This is a genomic window from Paraburkholderia sp. EG286B (genome assembly GCF_040965655.1).
Taxonomy (GTDB): Bacteria; Pseudomonadota; Gammaproteobacteria; order Burkholderiales; family Burkholderiaceae; genus Paraburkholderia.
The window spans coordinates 92,322-108,334 of sequence record NZ_JBFRCF010000002.1 but is presented as its reverse complement, the minus strand read 5'-3'; the positions used below and the strand labels follow the sequence as shown (position 1 = coordinate 108,334).

Annotated in this window: 18 protein-coding genes; 7 read left to right on the top strand and 11 right to left on the bottom strand. The window is 66.2% G+C overall.

Translation table 11 applies throughout. The features are described from left to right. Positions 1-17: 17 nt before the first annotated feature. Complete coding sequence (locus AB4Y42_RS03885) at positions 18-2,012, bottom strand: acetoacetate--CoA ligase (RefSeq protein WP_368693446.1); 1,995 nt, start codon at positions 2,010-2,012, stop codon at positions 18-20. A 722-nt stretch (positions 2,013-2,734) separates the two neighbouring features. Here AB4Y42_RS03885 and arcD point away from each other — a divergent pair. The 4 genes from arcD (at position 2,735) to arcC (ending at position 7,472) form a co-directional block, all read left to right on the top strand. Then, positions 2,735-4,102: an arginine-ornithine antiporter gene (gene arcD, locus AB4Y42_RS03880; RefSeq protein WP_368693652.1), complete on the top strand. Its 1,368-nt coding sequence runs from the start codon at positions 2,735-2,737 to the stop codon at positions 4,100-4,102. A gap of 16 nt (positions 4,103-4,118) precedes the next feature. Continuing rightward, positions 4,119-5,375, top strand: a complete 1,257-nt coding sequence (arcA, locus tag AB4Y42_RS03875; RefSeq protein ID WP_342923959.1) for an arginine deiminase — start codon at positions 4,119-4,121, stop codon at positions 5,373-5,375. 50 nt (positions 5,376-5,425) lie between these two features. Continuing rightward, complete coding sequence (locus tag AB4Y42_RS03870; RefSeq protein WP_368686027.1) at positions 5,426-6,436, top strand: ornithine carbamoyltransferase; 1,011 nt, start codon at positions 5,426-5,428, stop codon at positions 6,434-6,436. Between the two features lie 106 nt (positions 6,437-6,542). After that, the gene (arcC, locus tag AB4Y42_RS03865; RefSeq protein WP_368693445.1) at positions 6,543-7,472 is read left to right on the top strand and encodes a carbamate kinase; all 930 of its coding nucleotides are present in this window, start codon (positions 6,543-6,545) and stop codon (positions 7,470-7,472) included. A gap of 114 nt (positions 7,473-7,586) precedes the next feature. Here the strand turns inward: arcC and AB4Y42_RS03860 are convergent, their stop codons facing one another. The 5 genes from AB4Y42_RS03860 to AB4Y42_RS03840 form a co-directional block, all read right to left on the bottom strand. Then, the gene (locus AB4Y42_RS03860) at positions 7,587-7,841 is read right to left on the bottom strand and encodes an RNA-binding protein (RefSeq protein ID WP_254313976.1); all 255 of its coding nucleotides are present in this window, start codon (positions 7,839-7,841) and stop codon (positions 7,587-7,589) included. A gap of 90 nt (positions 7,842-7,931) precedes the next feature. Next, the gene (gene ppk2, locus AB4Y42_RS03855) at positions 7,932-8,753 is read right to left on the bottom strand and encodes a polyphosphate kinase 2 (protein ID WP_368686025.1); all 822 of its coding nucleotides are present in this window, start codon (positions 8,751-8,753) and stop codon (positions 7,932-7,934) included. Between the two features lie 137 nt (positions 8,754-8,890). Continuing rightward, positions 8,891-9,346: a PRC-barrel domain-containing protein gene (locus tag AB4Y42_RS03850; protein ID WP_368693444.1), complete on the bottom strand. Its 456-nt coding sequence runs from the start codon at positions 9,344-9,346 to the stop codon at positions 8,891-8,893. A gap of 73 nt (positions 9,347-9,419) precedes the next feature. Next, positions 9,420-9,992 (bottom strand): cupin, encoded by a 573-nt coding sequence (locus AB4Y42_RS03845; RefSeq protein ID WP_368686023.1) that lies wholly within the window; start codon positions 9,990-9,992, stop codon positions 9,420-9,422. A gap of 4 nt (positions 9,993-9,996) precedes the next feature. Continuing rightward, positions 9,997-10,359, bottom strand: coding sequence for a hypothetical protein (locus AB4Y42_RS03840; protein ID WP_368693443.1), 363 nt, complete (start codon positions 10,357-10,359; stop codon positions 9,997-9,999). A 236-nt stretch (positions 10,360-10,595) separates the two neighbouring features. On the opposite strand from AB4Y42_RS03840, the gene AB4Y42_RS03835 reads away from it, so the two are divergent. Then, entirely contained in the window at positions 10,596-10,772 is a 177-nt protein-coding gene (locus AB4Y42_RS03835) for a hypothetical protein (protein ID WP_368686021.1), read from the top strand. Positions 10,773-10,810: 38 nt separating this feature from the next. Here the strand turns inward: AB4Y42_RS03835 and AB4Y42_RS03830 are convergent, their stop codons facing one another. Beyond that, positions 10,811-11,443 carry a GNAT family N-acetyltransferase gene (locus AB4Y42_RS03830; protein ID WP_368693651.1) on the bottom strand — a complete coding sequence of 211 codons (633 nt, stop codon included), beginning with the start codon at positions 11,441-11,443 and terminating at the stop codon, positions 10,811-10,813. A 194-nt stretch (positions 11,444-11,637) separates the two neighbouring features. On the opposite strand from AB4Y42_RS03830, the gene AB4Y42_RS03825 reads away from it, so the two are divergent. Continuing rightward, positions 11,638-12,081 carry a thioesterase family protein gene (locus AB4Y42_RS03825; RefSeq protein WP_368686020.1) on the top strand — a complete coding sequence of 148 codons (444 nt, stop codon included), beginning with the start codon at positions 11,638-11,640 and terminating at the stop codon, positions 12,079-12,081. Between the two features lie 12 nt (positions 12,082-12,093). Here AB4Y42_RS03825 and AB4Y42_RS03820 read toward each other — a convergent pair whose 3' ends face one another. From AB4Y42_RS03820 to AB4Y42_RS03810, 3 genes are all read right to left on the bottom strand, one after another. Beyond that, entirely contained in the window at positions 12,094-12,411 is a 318-nt protein-coding gene (locus AB4Y42_RS03820) for a YnfA family protein (protein WP_368686019.1), read from the bottom strand. Between the two features lie 107 nt (positions 12,412-12,518). Next, positions 12,519-13,322, bottom strand: a complete 804-nt coding sequence (gene phnX, locus AB4Y42_RS03815) for a phosphonoacetaldehyde hydrolase (protein ID WP_368686018.1) — start codon at positions 13,320-13,322, stop codon at positions 12,519-12,521. Between the two features lie 54 nt (positions 13,323-13,376). Next, positions 13,377-14,537, bottom strand: coding sequence for a 2-aminoethylphosphonate--pyruvate transaminase (locus AB4Y42_RS03810; protein WP_368693442.1), 1,161 nt, complete (start codon positions 14,535-14,537; stop codon positions 13,377-13,379). Between the two features lie 138 nt (positions 14,538-14,675). Between AB4Y42_RS03810 and AB4Y42_RS03805 the strand changes: the two genes are divergently transcribed. Then, a complete protein-coding gene (locus AB4Y42_RS03805) occupies positions 14,676-15,533 on the top strand; it encodes a LysR substrate-binding domain-containing protein (protein WP_368693441.1) in 858 nt (285 codons plus the stop codon). Between the two features lie 15 nt (positions 15,534-15,548). On the opposite strand, the gene AB4Y42_RS03800 is transcribed toward AB4Y42_RS03805, so the two are convergent. Beyond that, the gene (locus AB4Y42_RS03800) at positions 15,549-15,770 is read right to left on the bottom strand and encodes a hypothetical protein (protein ID WP_368686015.1); all 222 of its coding nucleotides are present in this window, start codon (positions 15,768-15,770) and stop codon (positions 15,549-15,551) included. Positions 15,771-16,013 lie beyond the last annotated feature (243 nt).

Genomic DNA, 16,013 nt, shown 5'->3' with positions numbered 1-16,013 from the left:
AATCGGCGCGGCCAGAATCACGCTGCCCCGCCCCTCGTCCGCGCAAACGCCGCAAACCACGCGAGGCTTTCCGGGTTGGCCATGGTGTCCGGATTGGCCACCTTCTCGAGCGGTTGGCCCAGCAGAAGCCGCTTGATCGGCACCTCCATCTTCTTGCCCGAGAGCGTGCGCGGAACGGCGTGAACCTGATGGATCTCGTCGGGCACATGGCGCGCCGAGAGCGCCTCGCGCACGCGCGCGCGAATGCGCTGCGCGAGCGCGTCGCTCAGCTCGACACCGGGGCGCAGCACCACGAAGAGCGGCATCGACGAGTTGCGCCCCAGATACTCCAGATCGACCACGAGGCTGTCGAGCACCTCGGGCACCGACTCCACCGCGCGATACAGCTCGCTCGTGCCCATGCGGATGCCGTGGCGGTTGATGGTGGCGTCCGAGCGGCCGTAGATGACTGCGCCGCCGCGCGGCGTGATGCGCAGCCAGTCGCCGTGGCGCCAGATGCCAGGAAACATGTCGAAGTAGCTTTCGCGGTAGCGCCGGTTCGCTTCGTCGCGCCAGAAGTAAAGCGGCATCGAGGGCATGGGCGCGGTGCACACGAGTTCGCCAACTTCGTCGATGCGCGCGTGCCCGGCTTCGTCGAATGCCTCGACGCGCGCGCCGAGGCAGCGGCACTGCATTTCGCCGAGATAGACCGGCAAGGTCGGCACACCGGCGAGGAAGCAGCCCGCGAAGTCGGTGCCGCCCGAAATCGCGTCGATCCAGACGGGCCCCACCTGCTCGAGTATCCACGCATACGCTTCGGGCGGCAGCGGCGAGCCGGTCGAGCCAACTGCGCGCAGGCGCGAGAGATCGGCGGCCGCTCGCGGCTCGACCCCGGCCTTCAGGCACCCCTGGAAATACGCCGCCCCCGCGCCGAAGAACGTCACGCCATTCTCGCCCACGAAGCGCCACAGCGCCTGCGCGTCGGGATAGGTGGGGTTGCCGTCGTAGAGGCAGAGCGTCGCGCCCGCGAGCAGGCCGCCTACCTGGCAGTTCCACATGATCCAGTTCGTGCTGGCGTACCAGTGGAACCGGTCGCCAGGGTTCAGGTCGAGATGCAGCGCGGTGAGCTTCACGTGCTCCACCACGATGCCGCCGTGCGAATGCACGATGGCCTTGGGCATGCCCGTCGTGCCCGACGAATAGACGATCCACAACGGATGATCGAACGGCACGGGTTCGATCTGCAGCGGGACGTTGCCAGCGATGGCGTCGCGCCATGCCGTGGCCTGCGGGTACGCCCTGGCGTCGACGTCCGGGTCGAGCTGCGGAACCAACAAGAGGTGCGCCACGCCCGGCAACTCGCGCAGCAGATGGTGAATCAACTCGCGCCGGTCGTGCGGCTTGCCGCCGTAGCGATAGCCGTCCACGGCGAACAGCACCTTCGGTTCGATCTGCCGGAAGCGGTCGAGCACCGCGAGCGGCCCCATGTCCGGCGAGCATACCGACCAGATCGCGCCCACGCTCGCCGTGGCGAGAAATGCCACGACGGTTTCGGGCGTGTTCGGCATGAAGGCCGCCACGCGGTCGCCGCGCGCAACGCCCATGCACCGCAGCGTGGCCGCGCAAGCCGCGACCTGGCGGCGCAGCTCCGCCCAGCTCAATTCGCGCGTGCGCCCGGCCATCGGGCCGCTCTCGCTGCGCGAAACGATCGCAGGCCACGCGTCGTTCGCGAGCTGGAAGGCCCGCTCGACGTAGTTCAATTCGACACCCGGAAACCAGCGTGCACCGGGCATTGCCGCATCGGCGAGCGCCACGCCGCGCGCCGCGCGCGAGGGAATCTGCGCCCAGTCCCACAGCGCGCACCAGAAAGCGTCGACGTCCTCGACGGACCAGCGCCATAGCGCGTCGTAGTCGTCGAACGCGAGACCGCGCGTCTCGCCGAGCCACGTCATGAACCGGGTGATGCGCGCTGATTCGACCTGCTGCGGTGCCGGCGTCCAGGCCGGGGTGAATACGGGAGCGGTTTCGTTCATCGGTTTGCGTGGGCTCGTGCGGGTTCGTGCGAGCTAATGGTGCCGGAGCCGGTGCGCCTCGAACAATTCAGGGAAACCAGTGGAAGGTTTTCAACCGCATTGGCTGACGACGATGTCCGTTAACGTCGTGCGCAATAACATGTCACGCCGTGATTATTTCCAGTATTTCGAATAAAAGTGGTAATTGAACAGTTACGCGTGATCAATATTTTGCTCCCCGATTTAATCTAAGATAAGTCGAAATTTACATGCCGGGTTGTCCTGCACAAATAGATCTAATCGCTAATTTACCTTGCACTGCGCAACGCCTTTTTTACCGGGAAAATCCGGCATACCGGCCTGTTCCGTACGCAATTGGCATAAGGCCCGTCATAAAACTGCAATCCACTGGCGCCTTTAATTTGGCTAATTCCCGCCGGTTTGCCTCTCCCTATCGGACCAAGGTCTTATTGTCATTTTGCGCGCCCCCTATCAGATTGAGCGCGTAGCGGCACGGGTTCCGCTCTCGCGGCATGCAGTCCGCGCTGCAGATTCAGGCACAAGCATGTTGATGGGCTCGCGCGCAGCGCGAGATCTGCAACCCAGCCGGCTCGTCCAGGAGATCGCGCATGTCCGAATCGACGTCTTCGTCCCACCCCGCTGCCAAGCCCGATAGCGCCGCCACCCCGGCCTCTGCCAACAAGCTGCGCCTCGGCGCGCTCACCGCCCTCGTCGTGGGCTCGATGGTGGGCGGTGGTATCTTCTCCCTGCCGCAAAACATGGCGGCCAGCGCCGACGCCGGTGCGGTGCTGATCGGCTGGGCGATCACCGCGGTCGGCATGCTCATGCTGGCGTTCGTGTTCCAGTCGCTGGCTATCCGCAAGCCCGAACTCGACGGCGGGGTCTACGCCTTCGCGAAAGCCGGCTTCGGCGACTACATGGGCTTCGGCTCGGCCTGGGGCTACTGGATCAGCGCGTGGCTCGGCAACGTCGGCTACTTCGTTCTCCTGTTCAGTACGCTCGGCTACTTCTTCCCGGTGTTCGGCGAGGGCAACACGCCGATCTCCATCATCTGCGCCTCGGTGCTGCTCTGGGCCCTGCACTTTCTCGTGCTGCGGGGCATCAAGGAAGCCGCAATCGTCAACCAGATCACCACGGTCGCGAAGCTGGTGCCGCTGTGCCTCTTTATCATCATCTGCGCGTTTGCGTTCCGCTCCAGCATCTTCACGGCCGATTTCTGGGGACAAATGAATCCCAAGCTCGGCAGCGTGACGAACCAGGTGCGCGGCATGATGCTCGTGACCGTGTGGGTGTTCATCGGCATCGAAGGCGCGAGCATTTTCTCCGCGCGCGCGGAAAAGCGCAGCGATGTCGGCAAGGCCACGGTCATCGGTTTCGTCGGCGTGCTGCTCCTGCTCGTGCTCGTCAACGTGCTGTCGCTCGGTGTGCTCACGCAGCCCAGGCTCGCGGCCCTGCAGAACCCCTCGATGGCGGGCGTGCTCGAAAACGTGGTCGGCCACTGGGGTGCGATTCTGATCAGCGTGGGGCTCGTCGTGTCGCTCGCGGGCGCGCTGCTCTCGTGGGTGCTGCTGTGCGCCGAAATCATCTTTTCGGCCGCGCGCGACCACACGATGCCAAACTTCCTGCGCAAGGAAAACGCGAAGCACGTGCCGGCCAACGCGCTGTGGCTCACGAACGGCATGGTGCAGATCTTCCTCGTCATCACGCTGTTCTCGAAGGGCACCTATCTCTCGCTCATCTATCTCGCGACCTCGATGATCCTGCTGCCCTACTTCTGGTCGGCAGCCTACGCATTCCTGCTCGCGCTGCGCGGCGAAACGTATGAGGCCGACAGCGGCGAGCGCAACAAGGACCTCGTCATCGCGGGCATCGCCGTGCTCTATGCGGTCTGGCTCATTTATGCCGGCGGCCTCAAATACGTGCTGCTCTCTGCGTTGCTCTATGCGCCGGGCATCGTGCTGTTCGCACGCGCAAAACGCGAGGTCGGCCAGCCCGTGTTCACCAACATCGAGAAGTTCGTTTTCGCCGCTGTGCTGATTGGCGCATTGCTGGCGGCTTTCGGCCTGTACAAGGGCTTTCTCACCCTCTGATTCGAGGAGTCTCATGATGAGTACGGACACTGTCGCCTTCGGCGTCAATTCCGAGGCAGGCAAGCTGCGCAAGGTCATGGTATGCGCGCCGGGTCTCGCGCATCAACGCCTCACCCCCAGCAACTGCGACGAGCTGCTTTACGACGACGTGATCTGGGTCAGCCAGGCAAAGCGCGACCACTTCGACTTCGTGACGAAGATGCGCGAGCGCGGCGTGGACGTCCTCGAAATGCACAATCTGCTCACCGAAACGGTGCAACACCCCGAAGCGCTCAAGTACATCCTCGATCGCAAGGTTCGCCCCGAGACCGTGGGCGTGTCGCTGGCCGGCGAGGTGCGCAGCTGGCTCGAAGGGCTCGAGCCGCGCAAGACCGCGGAATTCCTCATTGGCGGCGTGGTTGCCGAAGATATTCCGGATACCGAACAAAGCAAGATCCTCAAAGAGTTTCGCCGCTATCTGGGCTATTCGAGCTTCGTGCTCGCGCCGCTGCCCAACAGCACCTTCACGCGCGACACGACCTGCTGGATCTACGGCGGCGTAACGCTGAACCCGATGTACTGGCCCGCGCGCCGGCAGGAAACGCTGCTCACCACGGCCATCTACCGCTATCACCCCGAGTTCGCGGGCAAGGACTTCCAGGTGTGGTACGGCGACCCCGACGAGGACCATGGCGCGGCCACGCTCGAAGGCGGCGACGTGATGCCGATCGGCAACGGCGTCGTGCTGATCGGCATGGGCGAGCGCACGAGCCGCCAGGCGATCGGCCGTCTCGCGCAGAACATCTTCGCCAAGGGCGGTGCCAAGCGCATCGTTGTGGCGGGCCTGCCCAAGTCGCGCGCGGCCATGCACCTCGACACGGTGTTCAGCTTCTGCGACCGCGACCTCGTGACGATCTTCCCCGAAGTGGTCAACGAGATCGTGCCGTTCTCGGTTCGCCCCGACGACAAGAGCCCGTCGAAGCTCGACCTGCGCCGCGAGGAAAAGCCCTTCGTGGACGTCGTGGCCGAAGCGATGGGCTTGAAGAGCCTGCGCATCGTCGAGACCGGCGGCAACGCGTTCGCGGCCGAGCGCGAGCAATGGGACGACGGCAACAACGTGGTGTGCGTCGAGCCCGGCGTCGTGATCGGCTACGACCGCAACACCTATACGAATACGCTGCTGCGCAAGGCCGGCGTGGAGGTCATCACGATCACGGCGAGCGAACTGGGCCGCGGGCGCGGCGGCGGCCACTGCATGACTTGCCCGATCGTGCGCGACGCCGTCGAACTCTGAGCGTCGCCCGCTTAACCGCATTCCCACTGCATTCGCAACGGAGAAATGACATGGCTTTCAACCTGCGCAACCGCAGCCTGCTAAGTCTGATGCACCACAGCACCCGCGAGCTGCGTTACCTGCTCGACCTCTCGCGCGACCTCAAGCGCGCCAAGTACACGGGGACCGAGCAGCAGCACCTCAAGGGCGTCAACATTGCACTGATCTTCGAAAAGACCTCCACGCGCACGCGCTGCGCATTCGAAGTCGCGGCCTATGACCAGGGCGCGAACGTCACCTACATCGACCCGAACTCCTCGCAGATCGGCCACAAGGAAAGCATGAAGGACACGGCGCGCGTGCTGGGCCGCATGTACGACGCGATCGAGTATCGCGGCTTCAAGCAGGATATCGTCGAGGAACTCGCGAAGTTCGCGGGCGTGCCGGTGTTCAATGGCCTCACCGACGAATACCACCCCACGCAGATGCTCGCCGACGTGCTCACCATGCGCGAGCATTCGGACAAGCCGCTCACGCAGATCAGCTACGCGTATCTGGGCGACGCCCGCAACAACATGGGCAACTCGCTGCTGCTGATTGGCGCGAAGCTCGGCATGGACGTGCGCATTGCCGCGCCGAAGTCGCTTTGGCCGCACGACGATCTCGTGGCGGACTGCAAGAAGTTCGCCGAGGAAAGCGGCGCGCGCATCCTGCTGACCGAGGACCCCAAGGCCGCCGTCAAGGACGTGGATTTCGTGCACACCGACGTGTGGGTCTCGATGGGCGAGCCCATGGAAGCGTGGGGCGAACGCATCAAGGCGCTGCTGCCCTATCAGGTGAACATGCCCCTCATGAAGGCGAGCGGCACGCCGCATACGCGCTTCATGCATTGCCTGCCCGCCTTCCACAACAGCGAGACGGTGATCGGCAAGCAGATCGCCGACAAGTATCCGGAGCTCAAGGGCGGCGTCGAAGTGACGGAGGAAGTGTTCGAGTCGCCGCTGAATCTGGCCTTCGAGCAGGCGGAAAACCGCATGCACACGATCAAGGCGATTCTCGTTTCGACGCTCGCCGACATTTGAGCCGCATCGCTCGACGGTGCGCGTGCGCCGCGCGGCCGGGTTGCAAACCCGGCAACGCGGTGCATGCGCCCCGCTTCACCGACACGCATCACCTTGGGAGTCAGACATGCGAATCGTGATTGCGCTTGGCGGCAACGCGCTGCTGCGTCGCGGCGAGCCGATGACGGCGGAAAACCAGCGCGAGAACGTGCGCCTCGCGGCCACCCAGATCGCGCAGATCGCGCAGGGCAACGAACTGGTGATCGCCCACGGCAACGGGCCGCAGGTCGGCCTGCTCGCGCTGCAGGGCGAGGCCTACAAGGACGTGCCCGGCTACCCGCTCGACGTGCTCGGCGCGCAGACCGAGGGCATGATCGGCTACATGATCGAGCAGGAACTCGGCAATCTCCTGCCGTACGAGGTGCCGTTCGCGACCATCCTCACCCAGGTCGAAGTGGACGCGAACGATCCGGCGTTCCAGCATCCGAGCAAGCCGATCGGCCCGGTCTACACGAAGGAGCAGGCGGAGACGCTCGCCGCCGAGCGCGGCTGGGCCATCGCCCCGGACGGCGACAAGTTCCGCCGTGTCGTGGCGAGCCCGCGGCCGAAGCACATCTTCGAGATCCGCCCCGTGAAATGGCTGCTCGAGCGCGGCACGATCGTGATTTGCGCGGGCGGCGGCGGCATTCCGACGCTCTACGGCGAAGGCCACAAGCTGGGCGGCGTGGAGGCCGTGATCGACAAGGATCTGTGCTCCGCCCTGCTCGCGCAGGAGCTGGAGGCCGACATGCTCATCATCGCCACCGACGTGAACGCCGCGTACGTCGACTGGAGCAAGCCGTCGCAAAAGGCGATTGCGAGCGCGCATCCCGAGGAGCTGGAGAAGATGGGGTTCGCGGCCGGGTCGATGGGACCGAAGGTCATGGCGGCCGCGGAGTTCGCGCGCAACACCGGCAAGGATGCGGTAATCGGCGCGCTGGCCGATATCGTGGCGATCACCCAGGGCAAGGCGGGCACGCGCCTGAGCACGCAGCGGCCGGGCCTGATCTTCTATTGAGGCCGGCCTGTTCGGCCCGAGAACGGCCGCCTCGAAACGGCGCCTGAAAATGCAGGGCGCGCACCGCAGCTGGCGTAGCCGCGGTGCGCGCCCTGTTGTGTCTTTGCGCGGCGCCTATTCCTCGCGTGCCGGCGGCATGACCTGGGCGCTGATGGTGTGCTCGCGCCAGAACAGGTTGTTAATGCGGCCCTGCAGCCTGCGCAGCCCCTCCTCGCTCGCGGCGTGGAAGGTGAGCAGCGCGCCGGGACGGCCCGCGCCCTCGATGCGCTGAATCGCGTCGTACGGCGGAAAACCGTAGCGCTCCAGAAACTCGTTGATTTCGGCGTCCGTGACGTGTTCGTCGATATTACCCAGCAGCAGCTCGGCCATGGTCTAACCCCTCTTGAGCGTTCAATCGTGATGATAGTGTGGTTTGATCCGGCGCGACGACAAGCTGCGCCGGATCGGACGCGATGCCGCTCAGTACTTCTCCTGCACGTAGCGGTAAGGATAGTCCGGGTCGCGGTAGCCTTGTGGCTTCTGGCGCTCGGGCAGCGTGACCTTATCGCGCGGCAGCGTTTTATACGGAATGGCGTTCAGAATATGGCTGATGACGTTCAGGCGCGCGCGTTTCTTGTCATCGGATCGGACAACGAACCATGGGGATTCCGGCGTATCCGTCATGTCGAACATCTCGTCGCGCGCGCGTGAATAGTCGTACCAGCGGCTATACGACAGGAGGTCCATGGGCGAAAGCTTCCAGATCTTGCGCGGATCGTTGATGCGCCCTTCGAGGCGCCGGGTCTGCTCTTTCGGGCTCACTTCGAGCCAGAACTTGATGAGGATCGTGCCCGAGTCGATGATGGCGCGCTCGATGAGCGGCACGCCGCGCAGGAATTCCGTGGCCTGTTCCGGTGTGCAAAAGCCCATCACGCGCTCGACGCCCGCACGGTTGTACCAGCTGCGGTCGAACACCACGATTTCGCCCGCGGCGGGCAGCAGCGGCAGGTAGCGCTGGAAGTACATTTGCGACTTCTCGCGCTCCGTGGGCGCGGGCAGCGCGAATACGCGAAACACGCGCGGGCTCACGCGTTCGGTGAGCGCCTTGATCGTGCCGCCCTTGCCTGCGCCGTCGCGGCCTTCGAACAGGATGCATACCCTGAGGCGCTTCTGGACGACCCACTCCTGCAAGCGAACGAGTTCACCATGCAGGCGCTCGAGTTCCTTTTGATAGGCCTTTTCGCTGAGTTTTTCTGCCGGCTCGGCTGCGCTCGCGGCCTTGACTTCCTCTTTCTTCGCCATTGAATCGCTCCCCGCTTCAGACGCCTCACACGAGGCATCCATCCACTATGGGGCGCGGACGAGGGGCGCGCAATAAGACTTTAGACTCAGGCACTGACCGTCTTGACCTCCGGCAATCACACTTGCGTACGAGCGCGTCATTCGTGAGCGTAGTTGAACTCGGGCATGGCCTTCAGCTGGTCCTTGTCGGCCGGCAGCACGATCTGTTTGCTGTCGATGCGCAAGTCGTTGAACGGCACGGCCACGAGATGCTTGCCCAGACCGAGGAAGCCGCCCACGGAGAGAATCGCGAAGGCACCCTGGTTAGGCGACTCGAGCACGATGTCGTCGATCGCGCCGATCTTGCTGCCGCTATTGTCGTAGACGTCGGAGCCCACGAGCTTCGAGGCGCGAAAGCCGGTGCCCGACTGCACCGTCGCCATGCGCTGCACGGCGATCGATTGCGGCGCGCCCTGGGCGAACGCGGCAGACGGCACGCCCAGCGCACAGCCGAACGTGCACCCGAACGCGACGACGAGCGCAGAGGCGCGACGGCAAACCAGCTCGCGCAGTTTCAGCGGCAAATTCAGCGGGCGATTCGATGGTGTCGTCATGGTATCCCCCTCTCCCTTGTGCGAATGCACGGCGAATACCGCGTGAATGCAAGCGCTGTGCCCGGCGCGTCGCTCACGCCTGCGCGAGCCAGTGCTCGATCAGCGGCCCACGTTCGCCGTAGAGGGGATCGCTCGCGGGATACGGCAGCGCCTGCATCGCGCGCAACTCCGCCGACGTGAGCGCGTCGCGGCGGATGTCCCACTGCTGCCCGCGCGGATAGCCGCCCGCCACGCGGAAGCCGCCGGCCAGCGATAGCAGGCAATGACCGGTGCCGGCCGGCAGCAGCAGCGCGTCGCCGGCATGCACGCGCAGCACGCGCCCGCCCGGGCCGCCGAGAATCAGTTCGGCCGTGCCGGCGAACACGCCCAGCACCTCGTGCGCCGTGGAGTGGAAATGGTGATAGTCGAAGACGCCGTCGAGCCATTGCACCGGCCAGCCGTTCGCCTCGAAGCGTTCGTTGAACGCGCGTGCCAGGTCCTGTGCACCCGGCGCCAGCGCGCGCCGATAGACGATGACGGGAAGCCGGGCGTTGTTCGGCACCCAGCCGTGCGCGGCCAGGCGGAAAGTTTCGACGCCACTAGCGCGTTGGGCCGGGCGGCTTTCGCGCAGATGGCGCGGCAAATGAAAAGCGCGATTTTCGTGCATCGTCTTACTCCCTCGCATCGCTGCCGCCCGCCGCGGCCGACGCGCTCGCCGCGCGGTTTGTCGTTGCTTTTGCCGCGCCCTTTACCGGTTGTTTCGCGTGATGCGGTTTGCGTTTCGAGGAATGCGTCGTTCGCGTGGCCTGTGCGCCTTTGCTGGCGGGCACGCCCTGTTCGACGCCCTGGGTGGGCGCCGGATACACGCCATTGGCCTTCGCCCCGCTCGACTCCGTGGCGGGCGCCGTGGTCGGCCGATCCGCGCCGGTATTGTCCTGCGCGAGCGCGCCGCCCGCCGCTGCTCCTTCCAGGACGAGGGCCAGCGCGAGCGCGCCGGCCATGAAACCCTTCGTCGATGGGGCGTGCCTGGTCATCGGTCCTCCTTCGGTACGTTGCGAGCCCGGATGCGAGGACCTCGCAGCGTCGAAGCGAGTTGCCCGCGCAGGTCCCTGCTTGACAAGCAGCAACCCGCGTACCGGCCCGGGCAGGCCCCGTTGTCTCGCGGGGCACGGCGTTTGCGCCCAGCCGGGCAAATCGATTCGCGCGAAAGCGAGGCCGAGGTGCTGCGGCGCCCCATCTGGCGCACGCTTCGCCTATCCCGGAGAGGTCTATGCGTTCGAATTTCCTGCCCGCCGCTCGTGTTCGCCGCGGTCCCGAGGCTCATCTGCCGACCGAGGAGCCCGACAATCCACATCGTCCGCCGCCTCCTCCGGTGCCGGACACCGAGCCGCCGCCCGTGCCGGAAGGCGATCCGCCGCCTGAATCGCCACCGGAGCGCCTGGGCTAGCGCCAGCGCCCTCGCGCCGCCATGGATGCGGCAGCGCTTCAGCCGGCCGCCTGCAAGCGGCGCAACAGGCCCGCCTTCACCTCGGGCCATTCGTCCTCGATGATGCTAAAGCGCACGGAGTCGCGCTTGCGGCCGTCCGGCATGATGCGTTCGCGCCGCACCACCCCCTCTTCTTTTGCGCCGTGCCGCAGGATCGCCGCGCGCGACTTCGCGTTGAGTACGTCGGTCGTGAACTGCACGCGCACGCAGCCGAGCGTTTCGAAGGCGTAGCCCAGCATCAGGAACTTCGCCTCCGTGTTCACGATGGAGCGCTGCGCCGACGCCGCGAGCCACGTGGAGCCGATCTCCAGCTTGCGGTTCTCCCGGTCGACCTTCCAGAAGCGCGTGCTGCCCACCACGCGATCGCTCTCGCGCAGGCGGATCGTGAACGGGATCACGGTGCCGGCGCGCACGCCATCGAGCGCCCTCGCGATCCAGGCGTCGACGGTCGCGGGCTCGGGCACCACCGTCACCTTGAGGTTCCAGAGTTCGCCGTCCGCCGCCGCGGCGACGAGGCGCGGCGCGTCCTGCGCGCGCAACGGGTGCAGCGCGACCGTGCTGCCGTTCAGCGTGGGCAGGTCGTGCGGCGCGGGGGTGGCATCGGCGGCGGTTCGGGATGCGGGGCCGGGCATGTCGGTCATGGCAGGAATCGATGGAATGTGGCAGTGCGTGGAGGCAACGCGCCGGGCCGCTTTGGGGCAAAACGCTCACGCATTCTAGCGCCGGGCTGGCGCCGGCGGCGGCGCGCCTGCCGTTACAATCGGGCCGGCGCCCACGCCGTGCAAGCCCGATGGCGCCGCCCGTCCCCAATTTTTCGCATCGCATCATGGCCCGCATCGAGCTCCACTTTCCCGAACACCAGTTCTACTACTCGACGCACCTCACGGTGCGCGTCACCGACATCAATTCGGCCAATCACCTCGCCAACGATTCGATGATCTCGATGATTTCCGAGGCGCGCGCGCGTTTTCTGTTCGACGCGGGCATCGAAGACATGAAGGACGCGCACACGAGCATCATCGTCACCGACCTCGCCACGACCTATCGCGCCGAAGCCTACGCGCGCGACGCGCTGTGCTTCGAGGTGGGCATCATGGATTTCAACAAGTACGGCGGCGACATTATCTTCCGTATCACGCGGCCCGCCGATGGCGCGCTCATCGCCATGGCGAAATCGGGCTTCGTGTTCTTCGACTACGAAGCGAAAAAGGTCGTGCCGATGCCGCAGGCCTTCCGTGACAAGTTTCCGCAGGTCAATACGCTCGCCTGAGTCCGGGTGCGCTCAGCGCGGCTGGAACATGATGAGCGCCATGCCGGCGAGCGTGAAGCCGATGCCGGCCCAGTCCCAGGGGCTCGGCCGGATCGCCTCGACGGCCCAGAGCCAGAGAATCGCCACGCAGACATAGACGCCGCCGTAGGCCGCATAGGTGCGCCCGGCGGCCGTGGGGTGCAGCGTGAGCAGCCACGCGAAGAGCGCGAGCGAGGCCGCGGCGGGCACGAGGAGCCACGCGCTCGCGCCTTCGCGCAGCCAGCGGTAAGGCAGATAGCAGCCGATGATCTCGGCGAGCGCGGTCACGACGAAAAGCACAAACGTCTTCATGGGCGGCGGCTGGTGGCAGGGGCGCCCATGGTAACGCAAGCGGCGAGGCCGCCTGCGTGTTGTTCTCAACGTGCCCCTCAGTCGCCCTCAGTTGCCTTCAGGTAGCCTCAGGGCCGCTCGCCGCGGGCCAGCCGCGCTTCGATCTCGTTCACCACGGGCAGCAGATCGGCGACGCTGTCGATCACGTAGTGCGCGCCCGCCGCGCGCAGGCGTTCCGCGGCCGCGGCACGGCGGCGCGCGAATTCTTCGGGCGCGAGCGCGCGGACTTCTTCTTCGGTCAGGCCGAACGCGTTGCCGCTCACCGCGACACCCACCGCCCACGTCCCGCCGTTGATGCCCTCTTCGATGCCGACTTCGGTATCGTCCACCTTGATCGCGTCGCGCGCGAGCCACACGCCGAGCTGCGGCAGCGTGCGGTAGATCATGTACGGCGAAGGCCGGCCCTCGGGCGTGTCGCCCGTGCAAACGATGCTGTCCGGATCGAAACCCTGAGCCTTCGCGCCCGGCACGATCTGGTCGATGATTTCGCGCGTGTAGCCCGTGGTCGAGCCGATCCGTACGCCGTCGGCGCGCAGCGCGGCGGTCACGGCGGCGACGCCCGGAATCACGTCGCTGTACTGCGCGGCCACGGCGACGTTCTTCGGCACGAAGACGTCGTACACGGCGTCGATATCGGCTTCGCCCGGCGCGTGGCCGTAGCGCGTTTCCCATGCCGCCGCGACGCGCGGCAGCGCCATCAGCGCCGCGATGTGCGGACGCTTGGCCATGCCCATCGGCCCGCGCGCCTCGTCGATCGTGATCGGCACGCCGAATTGCTCGAAGGTCTCGACGAAGGCGCCCATTGGCGCGCGCGAGCCGTAGTCGACCACGGTGCCGGCCCAGTCGAAAATTACTGCCTTGACGTGTTTCATTGCATGCGTCCTGCTAAAAAATCGATGATGGGGAGTCTTGACGGTATGCGCGCATCAAGCGGCGAGCGCTTCGCGTGCGCCGAGGTCGACCGGCGCGGGCGCGGCACTTGCCACGCCGAGCGTGCGCAGCGCTTCGCCGCACGCGGCCACGACGCGGCGCATGACGGTCTCGTCGAGCGCGCCGATGCAGCCGATGCGGAAGCTCTCCACGCTCGTCAGCTTGCCCGGATAGATGATGAAACCCTGCGACTTCATCAGTTCGTAGAAGCGCGTGAAGTCGAATGCGGGATCGGCCGGCGAAAAGAACGTGACGATGATGGGCGAGCGCCAGGCTTCGGTCAGCAGCGGCTCGAAACCGAGCTCGCGCATGCCCTCGACGAGCACGTCGCGGTTGCGCGCATAGCGCGCGAGGCGCCCTGGCCGGCCGCCTTCGAGCGCGTGCAGGCGCAGCGCCTCGATGAACGCGGCCACCGCGTGCGTGGGCGGCGTGAAGCGCCACTGGCCGGTGCGGTTCATGACGTCCCACTGGTCGTAGATATCGAGCGCGAGCGAGTGGCTCACGCCCTTCGCGTCGTTCAGAACTGCTTTTTTCGCGATCACGAAGCCGAAGCCCGGCACGCCCTCGATGCACTTGTTGGCCGAGGAGACGAACGCGTCGCAAGGCAGCGTGCGCACGTCGAGCGGCACCGCGCCGAACGCGCTCATCGAGTCGACCAGCAGGCGCCGCCCCTGGCGGGCCGTCACGGCCGCGATCGCTTCGATCGGGTTCAGAATGCCCGAGCTGGTCTCGCAATGGACGACGACGACATGTGTGATGTCCGGGTTCGCGATCAGCAGCTGTTCGACGTCTTCTGCGCGCGGCGGCAGGTAGTCGCCGGTGTCGTGCACGGTGTGCTGGCGGCCCAGGTAGCGCAGCGTCGTGGCGATGCGCTTGCCATACGCGCCGTTGGCGAGCACGAGCGCGTGGCCGTCGCGCGGCACGAAGCTGCCGAGCATCGCCTCGACGCAATAGCTGCCGCTGCCCTGCAACGGCACGCAGTCGTATTCACCCTGCTCGTCGCCCGCGATCTGAAGCAGCGCGGCGCGCAATTGCGCGGTCATGGCACGGAAGTCGGCGTCCCACGAGCCCCAGTCGCGCTGCATCGCGGCCTTGGTCGAGGCCGCGGTAGTCAGCGGTCCGGGGGTCAGGAGATACGGCTCGGCGGGGGTGGTCATGCGGGCTCCAGTGGGCGTCGGGACTGTCGATCCCGACACGTTAACGCAGTGCTCGCCATCGGTAAAATCGATATAATCGATGCCAATATAAGTTTAACTTATCCCCTGTTTTATTCCCTGTCGCCGGAGCGCTTCGACATGCAATACGCGCAGTTGCGGGCTTTTCACGCGGTCGCCGAACACGGCGGGTTCTCACGCGCCGCGCAGGCGCTCTCCCTCACGCAGCCGGCCGTGTCGGACCATGTGCGGCGGCTCGAACAGGATTTCGGGGTCAAACTCTTCGAGCGCGGGCCTCGCGGTGTGGAACTCACCGAACTCGGGCGACGACTCTTCGCGGTGACGCGTCAGATGATGGGGTGTGAGCGCGACGCGCGGCGGCTGCTCGAAGCGGCAGGCGCGCTCGAATCGGGCGAACTCGCGCTCGCCGCCGACGCGCCCGACCTCGCCATCAAGCTGATCGGCGCGTTCAGGCGGCGCTATCCGGGGGTGGTGATCAAGCTGTCGATCGCGAACGCGACCGAATGCATGCGCCGCGTCCTCGCGAGCGAAGCCGACGCCGCCATCACGGCCGCGCGTCAGGTGCACAGCCGGCTGCAGGCCCGCGTGCTGCGCGAGGAACCGCTGGTCGCGGTCGTGCCCGCCGAGAGCCCCGCCGCGAAAAAGCGCCGCATGACTTACGAGGAGCTCGTGCGCGAGCCCATGGTGTTTCGCGAAACGCATTCGGTCACGCAGCAGTTGCTCGAAGCCGAACTCGTGCGTAAAGGACTGCAGGTCCAGCCCGTGCTCTACGTGGATGGCCGTGAGGCCTTGCAAACGGCGATTGCGCAGGGCGTGGGCGCGGGCGTGATCGCGCATGCGGAATTCGGCGAGTCGCGGCGCATTCGCATGCTGCCGCTCGTGGACTGCCAGGTGCGCATGGTCGAATCGCTCACGCGCCTCGCCGACACGTCCTCGTCGAATCTGCTCGACGCGCTCTTCGCCACCCCGCTCGATTGAGCGCCCGGAGGGCCGTCAGGACACCACGATGGCGGTGCCGACGGCATGGAGCAGATCGCGCAGCGTTTCGGCCTGCTCCATGCGCGCGCCGTGACGCAGGTGAATGCGCAGCGACCGGCCCGCGATGCCGTCGACCGGGCGCGCGAGCCACAGTTCGACGGCGAGGCCGAGGCCGTCGGGCGCATCGGGCACGACCGGTTCGACGACGCGCGGCTTGAAGGAGGCGGATTCGGACATGGCGAGACCTCGTAGGTGGCGGGATCGACTTCATCGTAGCGAGGCGACACGCGCGCGCCAAACGAGAAATCCGCGTATTGAAATGAGCGCCGCGCCGCATTGGATCGCGCGTGCGGTGGCATGCACGCCCCGCTCGCGCCGCGCGGCGCTTCGTGGAAGCCGGCGGGGTGCCTTTTTACCAGCAGCGCGTGGCTGCGAGTGGCAAACTGAACGCATCGTTGCGCAGCCATTGGCCTGTTTGCC

What these genes read in the sequence shown, in the direction of transcription:
- AB4Y42_RS03835 (WP_368686021.1), top strand. Translation starts at nt 10,596, where the DNA reads ATGCGTTCGAATTTCCTGCCCGCCGCTCGTGTTCGCCGCGGTCCCGAG.
- AB4Y42_RS03870 (WP_368686027.1), top strand. Translation starts at nt 5,426, where the DNA reads ATGGCTTTCAACCTGCGCAACCGCAGCCTGCTAAGTCTGATGCACCAC.
- phnX (WP_368686018.1), bottom strand. Translation starts at nt 13,322, where the DNA reads ATGAAACACGTCAAGGCAGTAATTTTCGACTGGGCCGGCACCGTGGTC.
- AB4Y42_RS03850 (WP_368693444.1), bottom strand. Translation starts at nt 9,346, where the DNA reads ATGACGACACCATCGAATCGCCCGCTGAATTTGCCGCTGAAACTGCGC.
- AB4Y42_RS03845 (WP_368686023.1), bottom strand. Translation starts at nt 9,992, where the DNA reads ATGCACGAAAATCGCGCTTTTCATTTGCCGCGCCATCTGCGCGAAAGC.
- AB4Y42_RS03805 (WP_368693441.1), top strand. Translation starts at nt 14,676, where the DNA reads ATGCAATACGCGCAGTTGCGGGCTTTTCACGCGGTCGCCGAACACGGC.
- AB4Y42_RS03800 (WP_368686015.1), bottom strand. Translation starts at nt 15,770, where the DNA reads ATGTCCGAATCCGCCTCCTTCAAGCCGCGCGTCGTCGAACCGGTCGTG.
- AB4Y42_RS03830 (WP_368693651.1), bottom strand. Translation starts at nt 11,443, where the DNA reads ATGCCCGGCCCCGCATCCCGAACCGCCGCCGATGCCACCCCCGCGCCG.
- AB4Y42_RS03820 (WP_368686019.1), bottom strand. Translation starts at nt 12,411, where the DNA reads ATGAAGACGTTTGTGCTTTTCGTCGTGACCGCGCTCGCCGAGATCATC.
- AB4Y42_RS03810 (WP_368693442.1), bottom strand. Translation starts at nt 14,537, where the DNA reads ATGACCACCCCCGCCGAGCCGTATCTCCTGACCCCCGGACCGCTGACT.
- arcC (WP_368693445.1), top strand. Translation starts at nt 6,543, where the DNA reads ATGCGAATCGTGATTGCGCTTGGCGGCAACGCGCTGCTGCGTCGCGGC.
- AB4Y42_RS03885 (WP_368693446.1), bottom strand. Translation starts at nt 2,012, where the DNA reads ATGAACGAAACCGCTCCCGTATTCACCCCGGCCTGGACGCCGGCACCG.
- arcD (WP_368693652.1), top strand. Translation starts at nt 2,735, where the DNA reads ATGGTGGGCGGTGGTATCTTCTCCCTGCCGCAAAACATGGCGGCCAGC.
- AB4Y42_RS03825 (WP_368686020.1), top strand. Translation starts at nt 11,638, where the DNA reads ATGGCCCGCATCGAGCTCCACTTTCCCGAACACCAGTTCTACTACTCG.
- AB4Y42_RS03860 (WP_254313976.1), bottom strand. Translation starts at nt 7,841, where the DNA reads ATGGCCGAGCTGCTGCTGGGTAATATCGACGAACACGTCACGGACGCC.
- ppk2 (WP_368686025.1), bottom strand. Translation starts at nt 8,753, where the DNA reads ATGGCGAAGAAAGAGGAAGTCAAGGCCGCGAGCGCAGCCGAGCCGGCA.
- arcA (WP_342923959.1), top strand. Translation starts at nt 4,119, where the DNA reads ATGAGTACGGACACTGTCGCCTTCGGCGTCAATTCCGAGGCAGGCAAG.
- AB4Y42_RS03840 (WP_368693443.1), bottom strand. Translation starts at nt 10,359, where the DNA reads ATGACCAGGCACGCCCCATCGACGAAGGGTTTCATGGCCGGCGCGCTC.